The 17,823-nt window shown below is 61.3% G+C and carries 16 protein-coding genes and 1 pseudogene; 1 reads left to right on the forward strand and 16 read right to left on the reverse strand.

Annotation, left to right across the window (positions count from 1 at the left end):
* Positions 1–3: 3 nt before the first annotated feature.
* The 10 genes from icmH to AC3WLP_RS10195 all read right to left on the reverse strand — a co-directional run bounded on the left by icmH (position 4) and on the right by AC3WLP_RS10195 (position 11,631).
* On the reverse strand, positions 4–720 hold the full coding sequence (icmH, locus tag AC3WLP_RS10150; RefSeq protein ID WP_004576640.1) for a type IVB secretion system protein IcmH/DotU: 717 nt from the start codon (positions 718–720) through the stop codon (positions 4–6).
* Positions 717–2,060, reverse strand: a complete 1,344-nt coding sequence (gene tssK, locus AC3WLP_RS10155; RefSeq protein ID WP_003248343.1) for a type VI secretion system baseplate subunit TssK — start codon at positions 2,058–2,060, stop codon at positions 717–719. Before tssK ends, icmH begins: the two co-directional genes overlap by 4 nt.
* Positions 2,057–2,779, reverse strand: coding sequence for a type VI secretion system lipoprotein TssJ (gene tssJ, locus AC3WLP_RS10160; protein ID WP_004576638.1), 723 nt, complete (start codon positions 2,777–2,779; stop codon positions 2,057–2,059). The genes tssK and tssJ overlap by 4 nt, the downstream gene beginning before the upstream one ends.
* Positions 2,780–2,803: 24 nt before the next feature.
* Entirely contained in the window at positions 2,804–5,401 is a 2,598-nt protein-coding gene (gene tssH, locus AC3WLP_RS10165) for a type VI secretion system ATPase TssH (RefSeq protein ID WP_088512124.1), read from the reverse strand.
* Complete coding sequence (gene tssG / locus AC3WLP_RS10170; protein WP_012052411.1) at positions 5,398–6,468, reverse strand: type VI secretion system baseplate subunit TssG; 1,071 nt, start codon at positions 6,466–6,468, stop codon at positions 5,398–5,400. The genes tssH and tssG overlap by 4 nt, the downstream gene beginning before the upstream one ends.
* Positions 6,432–8,252 (reverse strand): type VI secretion system baseplate subunit TssF, encoded by a 1,821-nt coding sequence (tssF, locus tag AC3WLP_RS10175; RefSeq protein WP_088512123.1) that lies wholly within the window; start codon positions 8,250–8,252, stop codon positions 6,432–6,434. Before tssF ends, tssG begins: the two co-directional genes overlap by 37 nt.
* Positions 8,252–8,734 carry a type VI secretion system baseplate subunit TssE gene (gene tssE, locus AC3WLP_RS10180; protein WP_088512122.1) on the reverse strand — a complete coding sequence of 161 codons (483 nt, stop codon included), beginning with the start codon at positions 8,732–8,734 and terminating at the stop codon, positions 8,252–8,254. Before tssE ends, tssF begins: the two co-directional genes overlap by 1 nt.
* A 26-nt stretch (positions 8,735–8,760) precedes the next feature.
* Entirely contained in the window at positions 8,761–10,263 is a 1,503-nt protein-coding gene (tssC, locus tag AC3WLP_RS10185) for a type VI secretion system contractile sheath large subunit (protein WP_003248356.1), read from the reverse strand.
* A 14-nt stretch (positions 10,264–10,277) separates the two neighbouring features.
* Positions 10,278–10,817, reverse strand: coding sequence for a type VI secretion system contractile sheath small subunit (tssB, locus tag AC3WLP_RS10190; RefSeq protein WP_003248358.1), 540 nt, complete (start codon positions 10,815–10,817; stop codon positions 10,278–10,280).
* A 64-nt stretch (positions 10,818–10,881) separates the two neighbouring features.
* Complete coding sequence (locus tag AC3WLP_RS10195; RefSeq protein WP_028697263.1) at positions 10,882–11,631, reverse strand: hypothetical protein; 750 nt, start codon at positions 11,629–11,631, stop codon at positions 10,882–10,884.
* Between the two features lie 817 nt (positions 11,632–12,448).
* Between AC3WLP_RS10195 and tri1 the strand changes: the two genes are divergently transcribed.
* Complete coding sequence (tri1, locus tag AC3WLP_RS10200) at positions 12,449–13,564, forward strand: ADP-ribosylarginine hydrolase Tri1 (RefSeq protein WP_029380649.1); 1,116 nt, start codon at positions 12,449–12,451, stop codon at positions 13,562–13,564.
* A gap of 90 nt (positions 13,565–13,654) precedes the next feature.
* Here tri1 and AC3WLP_RS10205 read toward each other — a convergent pair whose 3' ends face one another.
* From AC3WLP_RS10205 to AC3WLP_RS10230, 6 genes and pseudogenes are all read right to left on the reverse strand, one after another.
* Complete coding sequence (locus AC3WLP_RS10205; protein WP_019751691.1) at positions 13,655–13,957, reverse strand: hypothetical protein; 303 nt, start codon at positions 13,955–13,957, stop codon at positions 13,655–13,657.
* A 141-nt stretch (positions 13,958–14,098) separates the two neighbouring features.
* On the reverse strand, positions 14,099–14,608 hold the full coding sequence (locus AC3WLP_RS10210) for a hypothetical protein (protein ID WP_014860353.1): 510 nt from the start codon (positions 14,606–14,608) through the stop codon (positions 14,099–14,101).
* Positions 14,609–15,042: 434 nt separating this feature from the next.
* Positions 15,043–15,339, reverse strand: coding sequence for an immunity protein Tsi6 family protein (locus tag AC3WLP_RS10215; RefSeq protein WP_014860355.1), 297 nt, complete (start codon positions 15,337–15,339; stop codon positions 15,043–15,045).
* 147 nt (positions 15,340–15,486) lie between these two features.
* A complete protein-coding gene (locus tag AC3WLP_RS10220) occupies positions 15,487–15,618 on the reverse strand; it encodes a hypothetical protein (RefSeq protein ID WP_014860356.1) in 132 nt (43 codons plus the stop codon).
* A gap of 125 nt (positions 15,619–15,743) precedes the next feature.
* On the reverse strand, positions 15,744–16,007 hold the full coding sequence (locus AC3WLP_RS10225) for a hypothetical protein (RefSeq protein WP_014860357.1): 264 nt from the start codon (positions 16,005–16,007) through the stop codon (positions 15,744–15,746).
* 9 nt (positions 16,008–16,016) lie between these two features.
* Positions 16,017–17,437: pseudogene (locus AC3WLP_RS10230) on the reverse strand (DUF6861 domain-containing protein).
* Between the last annotated feature and the right edge of the window lie 386 nt (positions 17,438–17,823).

The following is a 17,823-nucleotide window of genomic DNA, read 5'->3' on the forward strand; positions in this document are numbered from 1 at the left end:
TGCTCAGGCACTGAACAGCTGGCGGATTTGTTCGGACAGGGCGGCGACGTCCTTGTCCAGCAACCAGTCCAGCGTCAGGTACACGGCGACGCAGACCAACGCGATCAGCGCCAGATACACCCACAGCGGTACTTCATGGCGCAGCATCTGCGACACCTGGTCGGGCAGTGCCCAGTCCGGTGACAGGGCTTTGGGCGCCTTGCGGTAGCGGGCGATATCCTGGCCCAGTGTATTGGCCAGGTAACGCAACTGGTCCTTTTGGCCGAGGCTGAACTTGCCCTCGAAGCCCAGTGCCAGGCACAGGTGGTAGACCTCGAGCACGTCGATGTTCTGCTTGACGTCGGCGCGCAGCGCATCGACCTTCTCGAAGAACCCTTCGCCGGCCAGGTGCACGCCGAAATAGCGGAACTGCAACGGCTGCAGCTCAAAGTGCCGACGCAGCGCATTGTCGTCCGAGCGCAGTACGCTTTCGTCGAGGAAGGCGCACAACGCGTATTGGGTGTCCTTGACCTGCTCGACGCTATAGTTGGCGGCACGGGCATCACGTTCCAGGTTGGCGAAGAAGCGTTCGACGCTACCTTCGAAGGCCTGCACCGAGGTCACCTGGCGGCCGCGACGTACGATCAACGCCATGCTGATGAAGTCCTGGACCAGGTCCTTGAGCGTCGGTTTGTCGCTGGCGGCCGGGACGGCGCCCTGTTGCAGTACGGCTTCGGTCATTTGAGCACCGCCATCAGTTCAAGCTTGAGGTTGGTAAAGGCGCTGGGCGCATAGAAGCAGATGGCCTGGGCGCTGATCATTCGCTCATACACAGTGCCGTGTGGCTCGATGGCGAAGTACTGGTTGTCCAGGCGCACCGGAATTGCGTTCGGCAGCCGCGCGGCATGATTGAGGGTGACACCCGGCATGGCGCTGTTGACCACCACTTCAATGTCTTCCGGCGAACCGACCTTGAAGGCACGGGGCACCAGTTCCAGCAGGCTGGCGCCGGGCATGTCGGCGTGCACGGCGATATAGAAGTCGGCTTCGGCCAGGCGCGGGTCGTGCAGTTGGCCTTGCCAGTGCGATGGCTTGGTCTGGGTCAGGTTGATGACAATGCACTGGTTGGGCACAACGTTGTCGAGCATCACCCGGATCATTTCGTCGAGCTTGACCAGCGACGCGGCCGGGTCGTGGTGGTCGTACTCGGGGATGTCGCTGAGCTGGGTGTCCAGGGTGAAGGTCAGCAGGCCGCCGGCAAGGTCCGCCAGGAACAGGTACAGGCGCTCCGGGTGCAGGCGCGGGTGGGCCAGTAGATGCGCCAGCTGCGGGTGGGCACGGTTGACCGTGTTCAGCAGCCAGAACAGGGTCACATCGCTGGAGCCGAACTCGGCGATCTGGTCGGCGCGCTCGCGGCGCCGGCCGGAAAGCGCTTTGCTCTTGGCCTGCAGGGCACCGAGCAGGCGCTTGCCGATGCCGGCAATGGTCTCGTGGCTGCCCAGGTGCAAGGTGGGGTGGACGAAATGCGGGTCAACGTTGAAACCGCCCATGCTGTTGCGTGTCAGCTTGGCCAGTGGGCAGTGGCTGTAACCGTCGAGGCTGTCACCGTCGACCAGCAGTACGACGTTCAGGCGCAAGCTGGTGATTTCGTTTTCCAGCTCGCCTTCATTAAGGTCGGGCAGGGTGTCGAACTGCTTGCGGAAACGCCGTGCGGCCTTGTGTTCGTGGCCATCCTCGACGTAGTTGAGGCCGAATGGCTCGGGCAGTTTGAGCGCGGCATACACCTTCAGGTCGTTGGCCTTGAGCAGGTCCTTGAGGTCGCGCGCGGCCGGCAGCGGATCGTGCTGCGGCGCGTCGTAGAGGCTGCCATCGGGGAACACCAGCTTCAGGCGCTTGAGCTGCAGTGAACCATTGGCCAGGGCGTCCTCGTCCACCTGCAGCGCCTGAACCCCCCAATGGAAAGGGGTGCTGCGCAGGGTCGCCTCAGCCAACTGGTGCTGATGGAATTCGTCCTGATACTGGAAGTGCTGGGGCAGCAGGAACATGCCTTCCGACCACATCACCCGGCTCTGCTTGCTCATTTGACGCTATCCACTAAAGAATTGAAGGTTGAATCCATGGCGTTGCTGGCCGACTGGCTGGCGGCGTCGGTGGCTTTGTCGATGGCCGCGTCCTGCACCTTGTCGGTGAGGGTCGCGTCGGCATCCTTGGCCTTCTGCGCAGCGGCAAGCTGGTCGGCGGTCGGTGGTTTGTTCAGTACGTCCACGCCACGCATGGCGCTGATTTCGGTGTTGTCCACCAGCACCCGCAGGCCGTCGGAGGAGAACCAGATACCGTCCTTGCGCAGCGAGTTGGCGTCGAAGGCGACTTTCCAGCGCGCGTCCTGCTCATCGCGGAAGAACGCCGCCACGCCGACGTAGCGCGCGTTCTTGGCCAGCGGCCACTGGTCGATCTGGCCAATGCCGGGCAGCAGGGTGATCTCGCGGGTTTCCACCAGGGTGTTGCCCAAGGCTTTTTGCGGGGCGTCCCACAGGGTCTCGGCATCGGTAGCCGCGAAGCGCTCGAGGTCGGTCAGCTGATACACACGCATCACCACCGACAGCGGCTTGCCCTCGGCGTCGGGGTTGAGCTGGTTGCCGCCGTCGGAGGTCAGGATGACCTTTTCGCTGTCGGCCAGCATGTCGGCCGCCCAGCTGTCTTCCATGCGCTTGCCGATACGGTCGGTGACCCCGCAGCCGGCCAGCGCTACCAGCAAGGCGGCTGCGGTCAGGCGTTTGAGGACGATGTGCTTGTGTTGCATGACGGCAAAACCTCCGGGTACTGGTCAGGCCAGGCGATAGGCGAAATCGCCATCGCTGCCCAGCTCGATCGCAAGGTGCTGGATCGGCGCGTCCTGGGCCATGCGCTCGAGCACGCGCTGGGCGAGTTCGGGCATCAGGGTCTGGGACAGGATGTTGTCGATGTTGCGTGCGCCGCTGTCGACCTCGGTGCAGCGCGCGGCGATGGCCTTGACCAGCGCCTGGTCATAGCTGAGCTCGGCCTGGTGGTTGCGGGCGAAGCGCTTGGCGATGCGTTCGAGCTTGAGGGCGACGATGCGCTCGAGGATCTGGTCCTGCACCGGGTAGAACGGCACGATGCTCAGGCGACCGAGGAAGGCTGGCTTGAACACATGGTTGAGCTGGTCGCGCAGGTCTTCGACGATCGCCTCGGGCGTCGGCAGCTCGGTGGCGTTCAGGCAGGTCTGCATGATGCGCTCGGTGCCGGTGTTGGAGGTGAGGATGATCACCGTGTTGCGGAAATTGATCTCGCGGCCTTCGCCATCGTCCAGCACGCCCTTGTCGAACACCTGGAAGAACAGTTCGAGCACGTCGGGGTGGGCTTTTTCCACCTCGTCGAGCAGCACCACACTGTACGGCTTGCGGCGCACCGCTTCAGTCAGCACGCCGCCTTCGCCGTAGCCGACGTAGCCGGGTGGCGAGCCCTTGAGGCTCGACACGGTGTGGGCCTCCTGGTACTCGGACATGTTGATGGTGATCAGGTTGCGCTCGCCGCCGTACAAGGTGTCGGCCAGGGCCAGGGCGGTTTCGGTCTTGCCGACGCCGCTGGGGCCGAGCAGCAGGAACACGCCAATCGGTTTGTTCGGGTCTTCCATGCGCGCTCGGGAAATCTTGATGCGCTTGCCGATCTCATGCAGGGCGTGGTCCTGGCCCAGCACGCGTTCACCAAGCAGGGCCGGCAGGCGCTGCACGGTATCGATTTCGTCACGCAGCATCTTGCCCAGCGGGATGCCGGTCCAGCCGCTGATGACCTGGGCGATGGCGCCGCTGTCGACCAGCGCGTGGACCAGTGGCTGGTCGCCTTGCACGCGCGCCAGCTCGGCACGCAGGGTATTGAGCTGTTGGGCGTCGGCATCGTTGGCGGCGTCCAGCGCCTTGAGCTGTTCGACCAGTTCCAGCTCCTGCTGCCACTGGGCATTGAGTTGCTGTTCCTGCTGCTGCTCGGCCTGCAGGGCAGCCTGCAGCGCTTCCAGGCGGCGGGCATGGTCGTGCCCCTTGCCGGCTTCGTGGCCGAGCACGCCGATTTCTGCTCGCAGGTTGTCGATCTGCCGGCGGCAGTCTTCCAGTGCGCCGGGCAGCGAAGATTGCGCCAGGGCAATGCGCGCGCAGGCTGTGTCGAGCACGCTGACCGCCTTGTCGGGCAGCTGGCGGCCGGTGATGTAGCGGTTGGACAGGCGTACCGCCTGCACCAGCGCTTCGTCCATCACCGCCACCTTGTGGTGCTCGCGCATCTTGCCGAGCAGGCCGCGCAGCATGTGAATGGCCTTGTCTTCGTCGGGCTCTTCCACTTTGACCACCTGGAAGCGGCGGGCGAGGGCGGCGTCCTTCTCGAAGTACTTCTTGTATTCGGCCCAGGTAGTGGCAGCGATGGTGCGCAACTCGCCACGGGCCAGGGCCGGCTTGAGCAGGTTGGCGGCATCGTTCTGCCCAGCCTGGCCGCCGGAGCCGATCAGGGTGTGGGCTTCGTCGATGAACAGAATGATCGGGTGCAGGCTGCGCTTGACCTCTTCGATCACAGCCTTGAGGCGGTTCTCGAACTCGCCCTTGACCCCGGCGCCGGCCTGCAACAGGCCCAGGTCGAGGGTGTGCAGGGCAACGTCCTTGAGCACCGCCGGCACGTCACCCTGGGCGATGCGCAGCGCCAGGCCTTCGACCACGGCGGTTTTGCCGACCCCGGCTTCGCCCGTGAGGATCGGGTTGTTCTGTCGGCGGCGGGTGAGGATGTCGACCATCTGCCGTACTTCGAACTCACGGCCCAGCACCGGGTCGATGCGGCCTTCGCGGGCGCTTTGGGTAAGGTTGACCGTGTACTGGTCAAGTGCCGGGGTCTTGCCGCTGGCCTTGCTCGACGTGCTCACTGGCGCCGCTGGGCTGGCCAGTGGGCTGGCCTGCCTGGACTCGGCGCTACCCTCCACCAGCGCGGCAAGGTTCAGGCGCAGGTCATCGGCGTTGATTTTTTCCAGCTCCGGCGCCGAGGCGATCACCACGCGACGCAGTTCAGCATCGTCAAGCAGAGCCTGCAGCAGGTGAGCGCTGCGCACCTGGCCTACGCCGTATTCGATCGAGGCCAGCAACCAGGCTTGCTCGATCATGCGGGTAATGTGTGGCGACAGCGCCGGGGTGCGGGTATTGCCTTTCTTGAAGGTGCCCAAGGCGGTGACCAGCTGCGCCTGCAGGCGTTCGGCGACGACCTCGTAGTGGCGCAGGATCGGGGCCAGGTCGCTGTCGTTGTTGTCGAGCAACTGCAGCAGCAGGTGCTCCACTTCCACGTCGTAATGGTGCTCCGACAGGCACAGGGCCGCCGCGCTTTCGGTGGCCGTGCGGCTGGTTTCGTTGAGCTTGGCGAACAGAGACTTCAGGTTCACAAGGCGACCCCATCGTAAGGAATGTGGAAAACGGCGCAACGCGAAGGCTCCGCGTCACGACCCGGGCGTTTGAGCCAACCCAGCCAGCCCAGGGCGACATTGCCGCTGCGGCCCAGTTGGGCGCGTGGCACCGCCTCGCGCTTGAGGCGCGGGGCAATTTCGAAATCCAGTTCGGCACCTATATAGAAGCGCACCAGCTCGACCAGCTTGCGGTAGCAGGCGGTGCCCGGCTGGAAGCGCTGGTAGTCGGCCAGGTTCAGCGGGCCCAGCTCGATACGGATGCACGACTGATAGTCCCAGACCCGGTTGCCGGCGACGGCGCTGTGGCCGAGCTGGGCATTGCGGCGGCCAAGCTGGGTGCATTGTTCGGGCTGCAGGTGCAGCCAGCGCCCGGCGAACGGCTGGACCTTGATCGGCAGCGAGAAATAGAAACCGAGCATGCGTTCAAGGTTCAGCGCATTGCGCGGCTTCTGGCTGAGCAGGCCGGCAAAATAGCTGAACAGCTCACGACGCAATGCTGACGGTTGCTCTTCGAACTTCAGCTTCTGGGCGCGCGGCCCGAGGCCAACCAGGTTGAGCAGGTAGCCGTCGAAGCCCGAAGTGCCATTGCGCTCGTGCTCGATGTGGAATTTGTATTTTTGCCAGGCCTCGTAGAACAGCGTGGTCATGCGGTGCGAGAAGATGTCGAGAAACGCATGGGCGGCATCGTCGCGATACTGCACGTGGCGCTCGAGCAGCAGCTCGGTGTACGGGCGTGGCAGCACGCCCGACGGCCCGACCAGGCCCATGAAGGTGACCTGCACTTCCGACAGCGGCAAGCCGGCCGGCGACACCTTGCCTTCGCGCTCGAAGTGCAGGTCGCTGACCTCGCTGGCCGGGAACGCCAGCGACAGCTGGGTACGAAAACGCAGCGGGTCTTCGTGCGGCCGGGTTGCCAGGTCCATGCGCCCGGTGCGGCTGTAGTGCAGGCGGAGCAGGCGCACCAATTGGAAGAATTCGAATCGGTGCGGCTCGGCTCGGGCCTGATCGATCAGACCAGGGGCTGATCGCCGGTGCGTGCTGGCCATTGTACGACTCTCTTTTCTCGTTGTTGGGTGCGCAGGGTCAGTTGGGTGAAACTGTTCATCGAGCAGTACTGGCCGAAGAAGTGGTCCAGCACTTTGCCGAACAGAAACACGCCGCTGCCGATGAACTGGCTTTCGTCCAGGGTCAGGGTGATGCCGACGCCGCGCACGAAATTTGGCCGCGGGTGGCCAATGCGCGCGACCACCGGTTCGCTGCTGATCGCCTTGATGCCGTTGATCTGTTTGCGAATGGCGGAGACATTGCGGTAGTTGTACAGCGACAACAGCTCCAGCAGCACTTCGCGGCCCTGGCTGACCAGCGACAGATGGTTCAGCGACAAGTGAGCGATCAACCGCCAGATCAGGCCCTTGCCCAAGGGCACACGCACCGTGGCGGTGGGCTTGCGCAGGCAGCGGATGTCCTTGATCACCGAGTTGGCGGGAATGGTGAAATCGCCCCGTTCGCCACCGAACGGCAGCAGCAGCGGCACGTCGCGGTTGCTGCAGGTAAGGCCGATGCTGAGGGTGTCGCTGCTGGCGTCGATCAATTCCAGATCGCGGTCGACCACGCGGATGCTCATGGCAGTGGCGTCACCCTGGTTTCGCCGGCGCGCGACCCAGAAGCTGCTGTGTGGGTCTTGCTCACCCCGGGGTTCGAAAAACGGCTGGCAGGTGGCGACCTGGTCGATACCGCCGAGTTTGCGCACCCGCTTTACCCGGTCGATCGATACCACTTCTGCAGCGTTGTGCAGCCGTGTGTCAGGGATGACCGGGTATTCGTGCTGGGTGTGGGTCAGCTTGATCGGCTCGGCCTGCTGGCGGAACAGGTTGATGATCGGCGTGCAGTTGAGCTTGAAGTTGTTGCGCCCGATGTTCTGGGTCAGCCGCGCCAGGCGCTCGCTGAGGTCGTAGTCGGAGAAATAGAAGTTGACCTCTACCTGTTCGATGGCCTTGCCCTGCAGGATGCGGGCAAATCCACTGAGGTCGAAGAACATGAACTTGTCGGGGAAGGTGAAATACTCGTGCAGCAGGCGGTAGCCCAGGAATGAGCGCTCGGAGTAGTCCACCAGGCCTTCGTCACGGGCGTAGCCCACGGTATTCAGGGCATCGGCCGGCAGCGCCACTTCGCGGCGGCGGCCCTGGTCGTCGAAGCTCAGCGTGGCCTTGGCCAGGTTGTTGAACAGCAGCTCGTACAGCTGCAGCATCAGGGTTGCTTCGCCGTCGAGGAAGAACCGCAGGCGGTTCATGTCCATCTGCCCGAACAGGGCATCGCCCGTGGCAGCCAAGCGAATGCGCAGATGAGCGACCAGGTCGGCGCTGTGCCCGTTGAAGGCCGAACGTTCCATTTCTGTGAACGAGGCCTGCTGCACGGCAATCGGCCACAGCTCTACCGGGTAGCAGGTGCGGAACTTGCACACCACGCCCTCCACGGGATTGGCATGCATCTCGGTATGGCGCGCCACGCGGTAGGCTTCGGTGACTTTCTCGTGCCTGCCCAGGCTCAGTTCGACAATCGACATCGACGGAGTAGGGCGCAGGTAGTGGGGGTACAGCACCTCGAGGAAGGATTCGACGATTTCCGGAAACTCGTCATCGAGCTTCTTGTGCACCCGCGCAGACAGGAACGAGAACGCCTCGATCAGGCGCTCGGTGTGCGGGTCTTCGCAGTTGTCGCCCTCGATCAGCAACCGCGAAGCGATCTTCGGGTACTGCGCGGCAAACTCCTGGCCGAGAAAGCGCAGGTGCGACAGTTCCTTTTCGTAGTAGGGCAGCAGTTCGTCGAGCATCAGTTGAGGTTCTGCACTTTGTATTCCTGGGTGTTGACCTGCAGCACGGCGTCGAATGACACCTGGCGGCTGATGTCCTGCAGACGCAATACGGCGTCCACGCGGAAGGTCAACATGCGATGGCCGTTCTGCTGGGCCAACAGCTGAACACGGACCCGGCGAAAGCGCCGGTCTCCGGTGCTGATCGCCCGTTCCAGCTGTTGCTGGATCAGGCGACGATCGTACGGGTCGAGCACGCTGCGGCTGATGAAGTCCGGCATGCCGTATTCAAGGATGGAACCACCGAGCTGGCTGAAGCCGTCGAGCTCTTCGGCGACCAGGGACTGGCGGGTGTTCACCAGGACTTCGAGGTCGCGGACGATGCTGGCCTTGTACTCGGCCAGCGAGCAGGTGCGCTGCGCTGCGGGCTCGGCCGACTGGTAGGGACGGTCGTCCAGCAGTCGGTCGAGCAGCGAGGGCAGCAGGCGGGCCTGGTTACTCATGTGTCATCCCTGTACACAACGGCCTGTCAGCCGCGCGCGCCCTGTGGCAGCTCGGCAACCAGCCGCAGCGAGGCGGTCAGTTCATCCAGCTGGTAGTGCGGGCGCAAGTAGGTCACGGCCTTGTACACGCCTGGCTTGCCGGGCACTTCGAACACCTCGGCGCGCGCTTCGCGCAGCGGGAACTTGGCCTTGGCCTCCTGGCTGGCGGTGTCGTCGAGCAGCACATAGCTGGCCAGCCACTGGTTGAGGAAGCGCTCGACATCCATGCGCGAGGCAAAGCTGCCGATCTTGTCGCGCATGATCGCCTTCATGTAGTGGGCGATGCGCGAAGTGGCGAAGATGTATTGCAGCTGGGCCGACAGGCGTGCGTTGGCGTTGGCGATGTCGGTGTTGTACTGCTTCTGTTTCTGCGCCGACTGGGTGCCGAAGAACGCGGCATAGTCGGTGCCCTTGCAGTGCACCAAGGGGATGAAGCCCAGGTCCGACAGCTCTTTTTCGCGGCGATCGGTGATGGCGATTTCCGTCGGGCACTTCAGGGCGATTTCGCCGTCGTCGGTCTTGAAGGTATGGGTCGGCAGGCCTTCGACCAGGCCGCCACCTTCCACGCCGCGGATGGCCACGCACCAGCCGTAGCGGGCGAAGGCGTCGGTGACGCGGGTGCCGAGGGCGTAGGCGGCGTTCATCCACAGGTACTTGTTGTGGTCGCGGCCATCGACGCTTTCGACGAAGTTGAATTCTTCCACCGGCGTGGTATCCGGGCCATACGGCAGGCGACCGAGCACGTGGGGCAGGGTGAGGCCGACGTAGCGCGAGTCTTCCGAGGCGCGGAACGACTTCCACTTGGCGTATTCCACGGTGTCGAAGATCTTCGCCAGGTCACGCGGGCCGGACATCTCGGTGAACGAGTCCCAGCCGAACAGCTCGGACGAAGCGGCCGAGATGAACGGCGCGTGCGCCGCCGCCGCGACATGCGAGATCTCTTCGAGCAGGTACATGTCTTCGGGGTTGCGGTTGAACTCGTAGTCACCGATCAACATGCCGAAAGGCGCGCCACCGAAGGTGCCGTACTCTTCTTCGTAGACCTTCTTGAACAGCGCGCTCTGGTCGAATTCGCTGGCGGCCTTCAGGTCGCGCACCAGGTCTTTCTTCGAGGCATTGAGCAGGTGGATCTTCAGCGTGGTGCTGGTCTCGGTCTGGTCTACCTGGTATTTCAGGCCGCGCCAGGAGGCTTCCAACTGCTGGAACTCGCGGGCGTGCATGATCTCGTTCATCTGCTCGGAGAGCATCGCGTCGATTTCGGCGATACGCGAATCGAGCACGGCGATCAGGTCCTTGCTCGGGGTCATCTCACCCTCGAGCACCTGGTTCACCAGTTCGCCAATCAGGTCGCGGGTGCGGTTGCGCTCGGTGTCGGAGCGGGCCACGCGGCTTTGCGAAATGATGCTGTCGAGCAGCGAGGGCTGTGGTGCGAAGTTTTCCACTTCGACCAGGTCGCCGGCCTGTTGCGGTGCGGTTTGCTTGTCGGTCATGTTCGGGCTCCTGCTCAGGCGCGATCGTCGCTGGACGGGTCTTTCACTTCGGCTTCACGGCCGAATTCCTTGCCCAAGGTCTTGAGCTTTTCGGTGTTCTGCAGCACGTCCATCAGCAGCTCTTCGAGCTTGTCGTTGCCGCCCATCTTGTTGCGCAGGTCGGCCAACTTGTTGCGCACTTCCAGCAGCTTGCGCAGCGGCTCGACCTGCTTGACCACGTTCTGTGGCTCGAAGTCTTCGAGGCTGTTGAAGTTCAGCTCCACGCCCAGCTGGGTACCGTTCTTGGCCAGGGTGTTGTCGACGCGGTAGGTCAGGCGTGGCTTGATGCCCTTGAGCACACCGTTGAAGTTGTCGCGGTCGATGTACACGAACTTGCGGTCCTTGAGCTTGGGCAGCGGCTCCAGCGGGTTGCCGGAGAAATCACCCAGTACGCCGACGACGAAGGGCAGCTCCTTTTTCTCGATGGCATCGCCGATGTCCACGTCGTAGGTGATATGGACCCGAGGCGCGCGAACGCGGTCGAGTTTGTGCTGAGTGCTTTCCTTCTTCGCCATCGTGTTCTCCAGTGCGAGCAATTCGCTGCGAATCATTGCGCGGCCCGGTGCCGGGCGCTGCGCGTTACAGTCCTTCGATCGTCAGCAGCAGGCGCTGACGGATTTCGTCGTTCATTTCCAGGATGTTGTCCCGGCCTACCAGTTCTTCGAAGCTGGTGTTGCCGGCAATCTGCGTGCTGCTGCGGATGACCGAGTCGTCGGGAAGTTCCGAGCGCACCGGCGAGCTGATGACGCAGAACGGCAGGTCGCCAAAGCCCTTCAGGCGCTCGAAGCTCAGGCCGTAGCGCAAGCCCTCGAACAGCCGCCCAAGGCCAGGCGACTTGCTCAGGCAGTAGAACAGCACCAGGTAGTGCACCACGAAGCGGTACAGCTCGGCGCTGCTGCGGTTGGGGTCTTTGATGACATTGCGAAACCGCGCCAGGTCGAAGGCGTGGAAGCCCACTACCCAGCGGGTCGGGCTGGTGATGCGGATGACCTGGCCGCTGTGTTCCAGGGTCTTGTCGTATTCCAGCGGGAACAGTTCGGGGGTGGTGCTGATCAGGTTGAGCGGTACTTCCAGCTCGGTGACCAGCTGGAACGGCGCGGCCGAGCCGATACGTTCGTAGAGTTCGACCAGGGCCTGGAAGTGGCCCTGGGTTTCGCGCCCGCTGCTGCGCTGTGCGCCTTGCAGGTATTCGCCAAACAGGGTTTGCGGACGGATCAGCGGTGCCACGGTGGCAAGGTAATCCGCCGCCTGCGCCTTCAGCGCATCGGAGATCGCCCGCGTCTGGCTACGCAGCTTGATCAGTGCTTCGACATCGAATGTCTGTGTCATTGGTGCATCGTCCATGTGCCTGCTTGATCGTCCTGAAACGCCGGTGGCGTGGACTTGAAAAATCGCCTTTCGGCTGCAGCGAATTTGAGTGCTGGCATATGAATATTGTGTTGCCAGCAATGCCGAGTAGGGCACCTCGCTGCGGAAGAAGTTCCGGCGAGGGGGGTGATTTTTTCCCCGTTTTGAGACGCGACGCAATAATGGCGCGATGATATTGACAGCGTGTCTTGGGCGCAGAATATGGGGGGTCAAGCCCTAAAGACTGGGTACGAAAGGGGCTGGAAAGCGATGAAAATCGTTGGCAAAAGATTTTTTCAAAAAGTGAATCCGGTCTCATTTTTTGCGCTGACCGCTTTCTCGCGGAGGTGTTGGCGAGGCGCCTCAGGATGATGGCAATGCGACGGAATGTGCCGCGCGGAAAGAGTGTTATCAGGCGTGATTCATCCGTTTGGATGGTGACTTTTGAAAGCTCGCGCGCTCCCTCGGAAATAGCGTCGACCCCCGGGCCTGTGCCGCACCTGCACAGGCAACGGTCTTACCGAAAACCTTGAAAACGTGCGCGATCACTGTGGGAGAGGGCACGCCCGTTCCCACAGGAACAGCGCCGGCCCCAGGGTTTGTGCCCTACCTGCAGCAACAATTGCCTCAGCCAAAACCGTGAAACCTGCACGGCCCCTGTGGGAGCGGGTTCACCCGCGAACACCGGCGTAGCCGGTGCCATCCTCATGGTCGGCGGCCTGCTCGGGTCATTGCCGGAGTAGTGCAGGTCAAGCAAAATGAGCGCATGGACGAGAGCAACCTACTGCAAGGAATCAGCATGATCGACCTGAGAAGCCCGGATGCAATCCTGAGCGACTACGCAAAGCGTTACGCCCATTTGCTCCCCGAACTATCGCCGCAGTTGCAACAGCGCATGGCCTACATGCCGGAGCCCGACGCACCAAGGCTGCCGCTGACAAAGCCCGCCTGGCTGAGCGACCGATCCTGCACGTTGACACCAGGCCAGGCGATAGACCGCGCGCAGGGTGCATTGCTGGGCCTGGCGATTGGTGATGCGGTAGGCACCACCCTGGAGTTCCGGCGCCGCGATCAGGGGCAGGTCAGCGACATGGTCGGCGGTGGGCCGTTCCGCCTCGCGCCAGGTGAGTGGACCGACGATACCAGCATGGCGCTGTGCCTGGCAGACACCTACGCAAGCCAAGGCAAGTTCGATTTCGCGACCTTTGCCGATGCCATGGTGCGCTGGTACCGGCAGGGCGAAAACAGCGCCAATGGCCGCTGCTTCGACATCGGCAATGTCACCCGCCGAGCCCTGGAAGGGTGGGAGGCCCAAGGGCTTGCGTGGATGGGCAATCTCGAGGCCTCGACAGCGGGCAACGGTTCGTTGATACGGCTCGCGCCTACGGCCATTTTCCGACGCCACTCGCTGTCGGCAACCTGGTGGGAGAGTGTGACGCAGAGCAGCGTGACCCATCGCGCGATTGAGGTCTCGGAGTGCTGCAAGTTGTTCGGTGCACAGCTGCATTTGGCGCTCAATGGCGCGGACAAGGAAGAGGCGTTGTCGCCGAAGGTGCGCCCCCTGCAGCCCCGGGCCTTGATCATCAATGCCGGGGAGTACAAGCACAAAACCCGTGAGCAGATTCGCTCGTCAGGGTATGTGGTCGATACCTTGGAAGCAGCGCTCTGGGCTGTGTGGAATACGGACAATTTCAGGGATGCGATTCTGTTGGCTGCCAACCTTGCCGATGATGCCGACAGCGTGGCGGCGACGGCAGGGCAGATTGCGGGCGCCTTGTATGGGGTGTCGGGCATGCCGCCGGAATGGGTGGCCAAGGTTGCCTGGTCGCGGCACATTTGTGAACTGGCAAGCCGGTTGTTTGAACTCGCGCCTCAGGGGGATGAAATGGACGAGCTGCTATCTGGCAGTGAGTGATAGCACCTTTGATCAGGTAATGGCTCTCAACGCGTCAACTGCAGCCCGGCAAAATCGCAGTAGGTCGAACGTTAACAGGTCAGTTTATGCTCAGTGGCTTTTAGCCTGGAATTTTTTAAATGAACTCCATTCTTGTCCATTGATTAACGCCATATAGAATTTGGCAAAAGCCTCGCTAAGTTCATGGTCGTCTTGTAAGTTTGTTTCCTGTAGATAACGATACCAGGAGATGTCTCGCGCCTCTAAAGGTGCGTGGATTTCACCGTTCTCAGATTTCAACAGAAGGTCGCGAAGTAGGTTGAGCATGGTCATGGCGTCAGGATTCTGGTCCTTGATAGTTTCAAGCTTTTCGCGAAGCGCTCTGGCTGTAATTTTCAGTGTGTGCTTGTCCATTTAATGCCCGAGTATGCATAGTCCAGAGGGGCGCCGCTGTAAGTCCACGTCGCCCCGTCTCCAAGTTGCTGCGGCTTATCAACTGTCACCTTGTCGGTTTTCTCCGCCGTACTCGCTTTGAGCCTGACCAAGGTAGGCAACTCACCGCCCATCGACCTGGACGCAAATGTCCTTGCCGTCGATGACCTTGCATGGCCAGTTGTCGTTGATGTAGTGATCCGGCTTGAAGCACACCCGATCATCATTGACCCAGAACAACTGCCAGGCAGAACCCGATATCAGCAGCTTCGAGCAGGGCGTATAACCCCTGGCCAGCAAAGCCCCCGTAGTCAGAATCATCACCGCAGGGACGACATGGATCAGCGTTTTAATCGATATCCCGAACATCAACGCCTGGAAGCGGTGCAGCCGGGATGCAGGGGGTGGGTCGAACTTCTTGCCGGTCCAGGCGCAGATCGCGCTGCCAACGAGCAGGATGGCGAGTGCCGGTGGCGCCATGAGCAGGCCGAACGCGAGGTACGGTGTTTCCACGACCGGAGCGCCACGAAGCAGCCTGCCGTACAGCGGGAACAGGTAGTTGGTATAGGCATAAAGCGAGACGGCCCCTACCAGGAGCAATGCGATGAACATGGCGACGGCCAGCAGCCTCATCTTGAGAGGCGTAAGCCCGGGTGACATTTGTGAGGAGCGTGTATTCATTCGCAGAGCTTGGGCAGGTTGAACGTGGGGGCGATGGCAGTGAGGGCATCGATGGCAGCCTGAGGGCGCTTGGCCAGGTAGGCAAGTCTATTCCGTCGGGGCGCAGCTTGCGGATGACCCACCACTTGGCTTCATCGTAAAGCTCGTCGGCAATTCTACCCGCGATGTTTTTGGATGCCATAGCGTGGCGCATTGAGAGTCCTGCGCGCTCGACCTCGATTGGCGCTTGGCGGGTAGATCAACTCATGTCCATCTGGCGTTTCCGGCCCTTGCTGACCATCGCAGGGGCGATGCTCGGCCGCTGCCGCTAGGCAACGAACGGTGCCTGTTCGGTCCAATAGTACTCTTCGTAATCAACCAAGGTATGAACTCGCGAGTGGCCGAGTTCAATCAGGTAGTTGAATCGTCAAGCCGCGGGCCGACTGAATGGCCACGTAGTAAGCGTCCTTCAATACCCTGGCCAGCTCCGGGTCATTTTCCTCGAATTCCTTCGATGCAACAGCTCCAATCGTTAGCCTGTGCAGCTTGGATTTATCCTTTTCGGTACCGTCGAAAACTGCCCTGATGTACTTTAACTGGTCGACTATAGTCGCGTAAACCGTAAAGCCAGGAATGCGCTTTTGTCGGTCAATCGCCAGCGCAATTGCGTTATCTACATACTCCAGTGGTGTGGCTGGTTTCATCTCTCACCTGCTCATATTAGTTTGAAAGGTTATTTCCGATACAGGTTATTTGCATCGTTCCACGGAATGGATTTCGGTCCACGTGATGTGCATGAGTTGTATCGATATGTGTACGATTCTTGGCCGTTTTCACTTGGAGGCATGGGGCTAATGGCCTGCGGCTTTCAGCAGTGGCTCCAGTTCGACGCTCAGCTTCATCGCGGCAGGGTCTTGCGCCATCAGGCTGTCGATGATCAAGCGAAGCTTGAGTAATTTTTGCTTGAGTGTTTCGGTGTTCATGGTCAGTCCTGATTGGGGTAAGGAAATGCACCACTTCACCGCAACGTAAGAGGGCGCCACTCATTTGTTGGCAGGGTCAAACGTTCATGCAATGTCGGATTTAGTCAGCATTTATCTATGTGGCACTAGATGGCCGTGCCCCGATTTTTTCCTGGCTTGATGATTAGTAATTCATCGAGTTGTCTTTTGCGGCATTTTATCACGAAAGCCAGCGCCGCATCAGGATCATCCATGAAGGCATCAAATGTAGCTGGAGCGATGGCGTAATATTCTTCGTAGTCAACCATGCCGTTGCTGACGGGGAACGAAACGTAATACTGGCCAGCGTCTTCTTCGATGCCGATTGAGTACATGTGTTGACGACTGATGAAAAGATCTTTGAATTTCATAGGGGGCCTTCAAAAAAGGGGAGAGGTGCTGAACATCTTGGCGGAAATACCCGCCGCGTCTATGACGGCTTCACTGTTGCCGTCAGGTAGCTTGCCACCAGGGATCCAGAATTCGTTTGCACCGGCTTCATTTCCTGATGGAATCCGTAGATTCAACTGCTTCGGATCAGGGATGTCTACCCGGACCAGTGCATTGGTATCAAGAAAATTCTCAGGCAAGCCAAGGGCTTGCTCCAACGCGCGCTTGTCACCTGCTGTCTTGGCAAGTAGTTCGGTTGCTTCGTGGCCTGGCATGATGAACGACGTACCATCTCTCTGTGCGATGCCGTATTTCTCAAGGTTGGTCTGGGTCATGAAGCGTGAGGCGCCATTTTCGAATTGGGCCAAGTGTTGCGCGACATAATCTGGGTCTAGATAAGTGGTGGGGTCGGGCCTTTCGCCTTTGGCGATTGCAAGGATATCTTCTTCGGTGAATCCAGGTTTGTATTTGGGTTTTGGCGGCTCAACAGCCTTCTGCGATAGCTCGCGAGAGCGTCCGTTGGCAGGTAGTGGTTCAGTCTCTGCACGCTTGAATGGTGTGGCGTCACGTGCTTGAAGTTCAGCATGTGCCAGCAGCTTTTGCTCGTTCTTTGCCAGCCAGGCGGCCAGTTGCTTGTTGGACATTTCCGCCTGCAGCCGGGCACTGCGTATGGCGGGCGTTTCCATATTCCTCTGAATGCCCGCCTTTATCTGCCCGCGGGTCAGGTAGGTTACAATGGCCGTCAGCAGCAGCAACACCAGTTGCTCCTGGCCGCGGGCCAGTTGGCGCGCCGCACGCTCGACACGCTCCTGGGCCTGCGCCGCGGAACCGCCGCTCGGGTCCAGGCCAGCGGGCTTGAGGCCATCCTCGGCGAACCAGGCCGTGGCCATGCCTTGCTGAAGGGTCGACAGGCAGGCAGGCCCTGATAAAAATACTCGGCGATGGCGGACAGCCCCAGGCCCATGAGGATCAGGTTGCCGACCTGCAGGCCAATGCCGGCGCCGGCCACCGCGCCCGGCGCCGCGCCGACGCCAAAGGCGAACGCCCCGGCCACGCCACCGGCGAGCGAGCCAACCGCCACACTGCCACCGAGGATCATCGACACCTCTTTGACCAGTTGCAGCAGCACCGGCAGGATTTGCTCGATACCTATCGAGGACCACTTGCGCTTGAGGTTGTCCTGAATGATCGGGTAGGACAGGGCCATGGCCTGGCGCACGTTGTCGATACGCTGGCCACCGAGGTAGCCATAGGCCTGGTTGGCGCCATTGCTCACTCGTCGGCTGAAACCGTCCCAGGCCTCATGGGCGCTGTTCAGGCCGCTGTCGACGCTCTGGTTGAGCTCGCTGAATTTCTGCTCGAGATTGCGTTCGATGTCTCCCCAACTGGGGATGTTGGCTAAAAGATCCATTTTCGCTTCACTGTCCATGGAAGTGGCGGCGCTCGGCGGCGAGCGCAGCATGTCGCTTCAGACCTCAGGATGGGGGCGAAGTCCCGCGGAGCGCCCATTGTTCTCATGACAGGCGTGCGCGGCAATGATGGCAATTGAGCATCGCTGCACGGCTTTGTGGCTGACCGCATCCCGCAAGTGCCATTACGGCCGCGTTCGCAATGGCCATTTGCCGGAATTGGCCAGTGGCAAAAAATTTGAACCAATCCACGTTATGAAACATTTTTCTCCGCCAGTGGAGCTGATGCGTCAGGTAGCGCGACAGTTGGAGTGGGAGCTGTCAGGCATGGGCGCTGATCGACACCTCAAGAACCTTCTGCGACGGGCCGTTCGGCGATAGCTGGGGG

This window comes from Pseudomonas sp. FW305-E2, assembly GCF_058782925.1.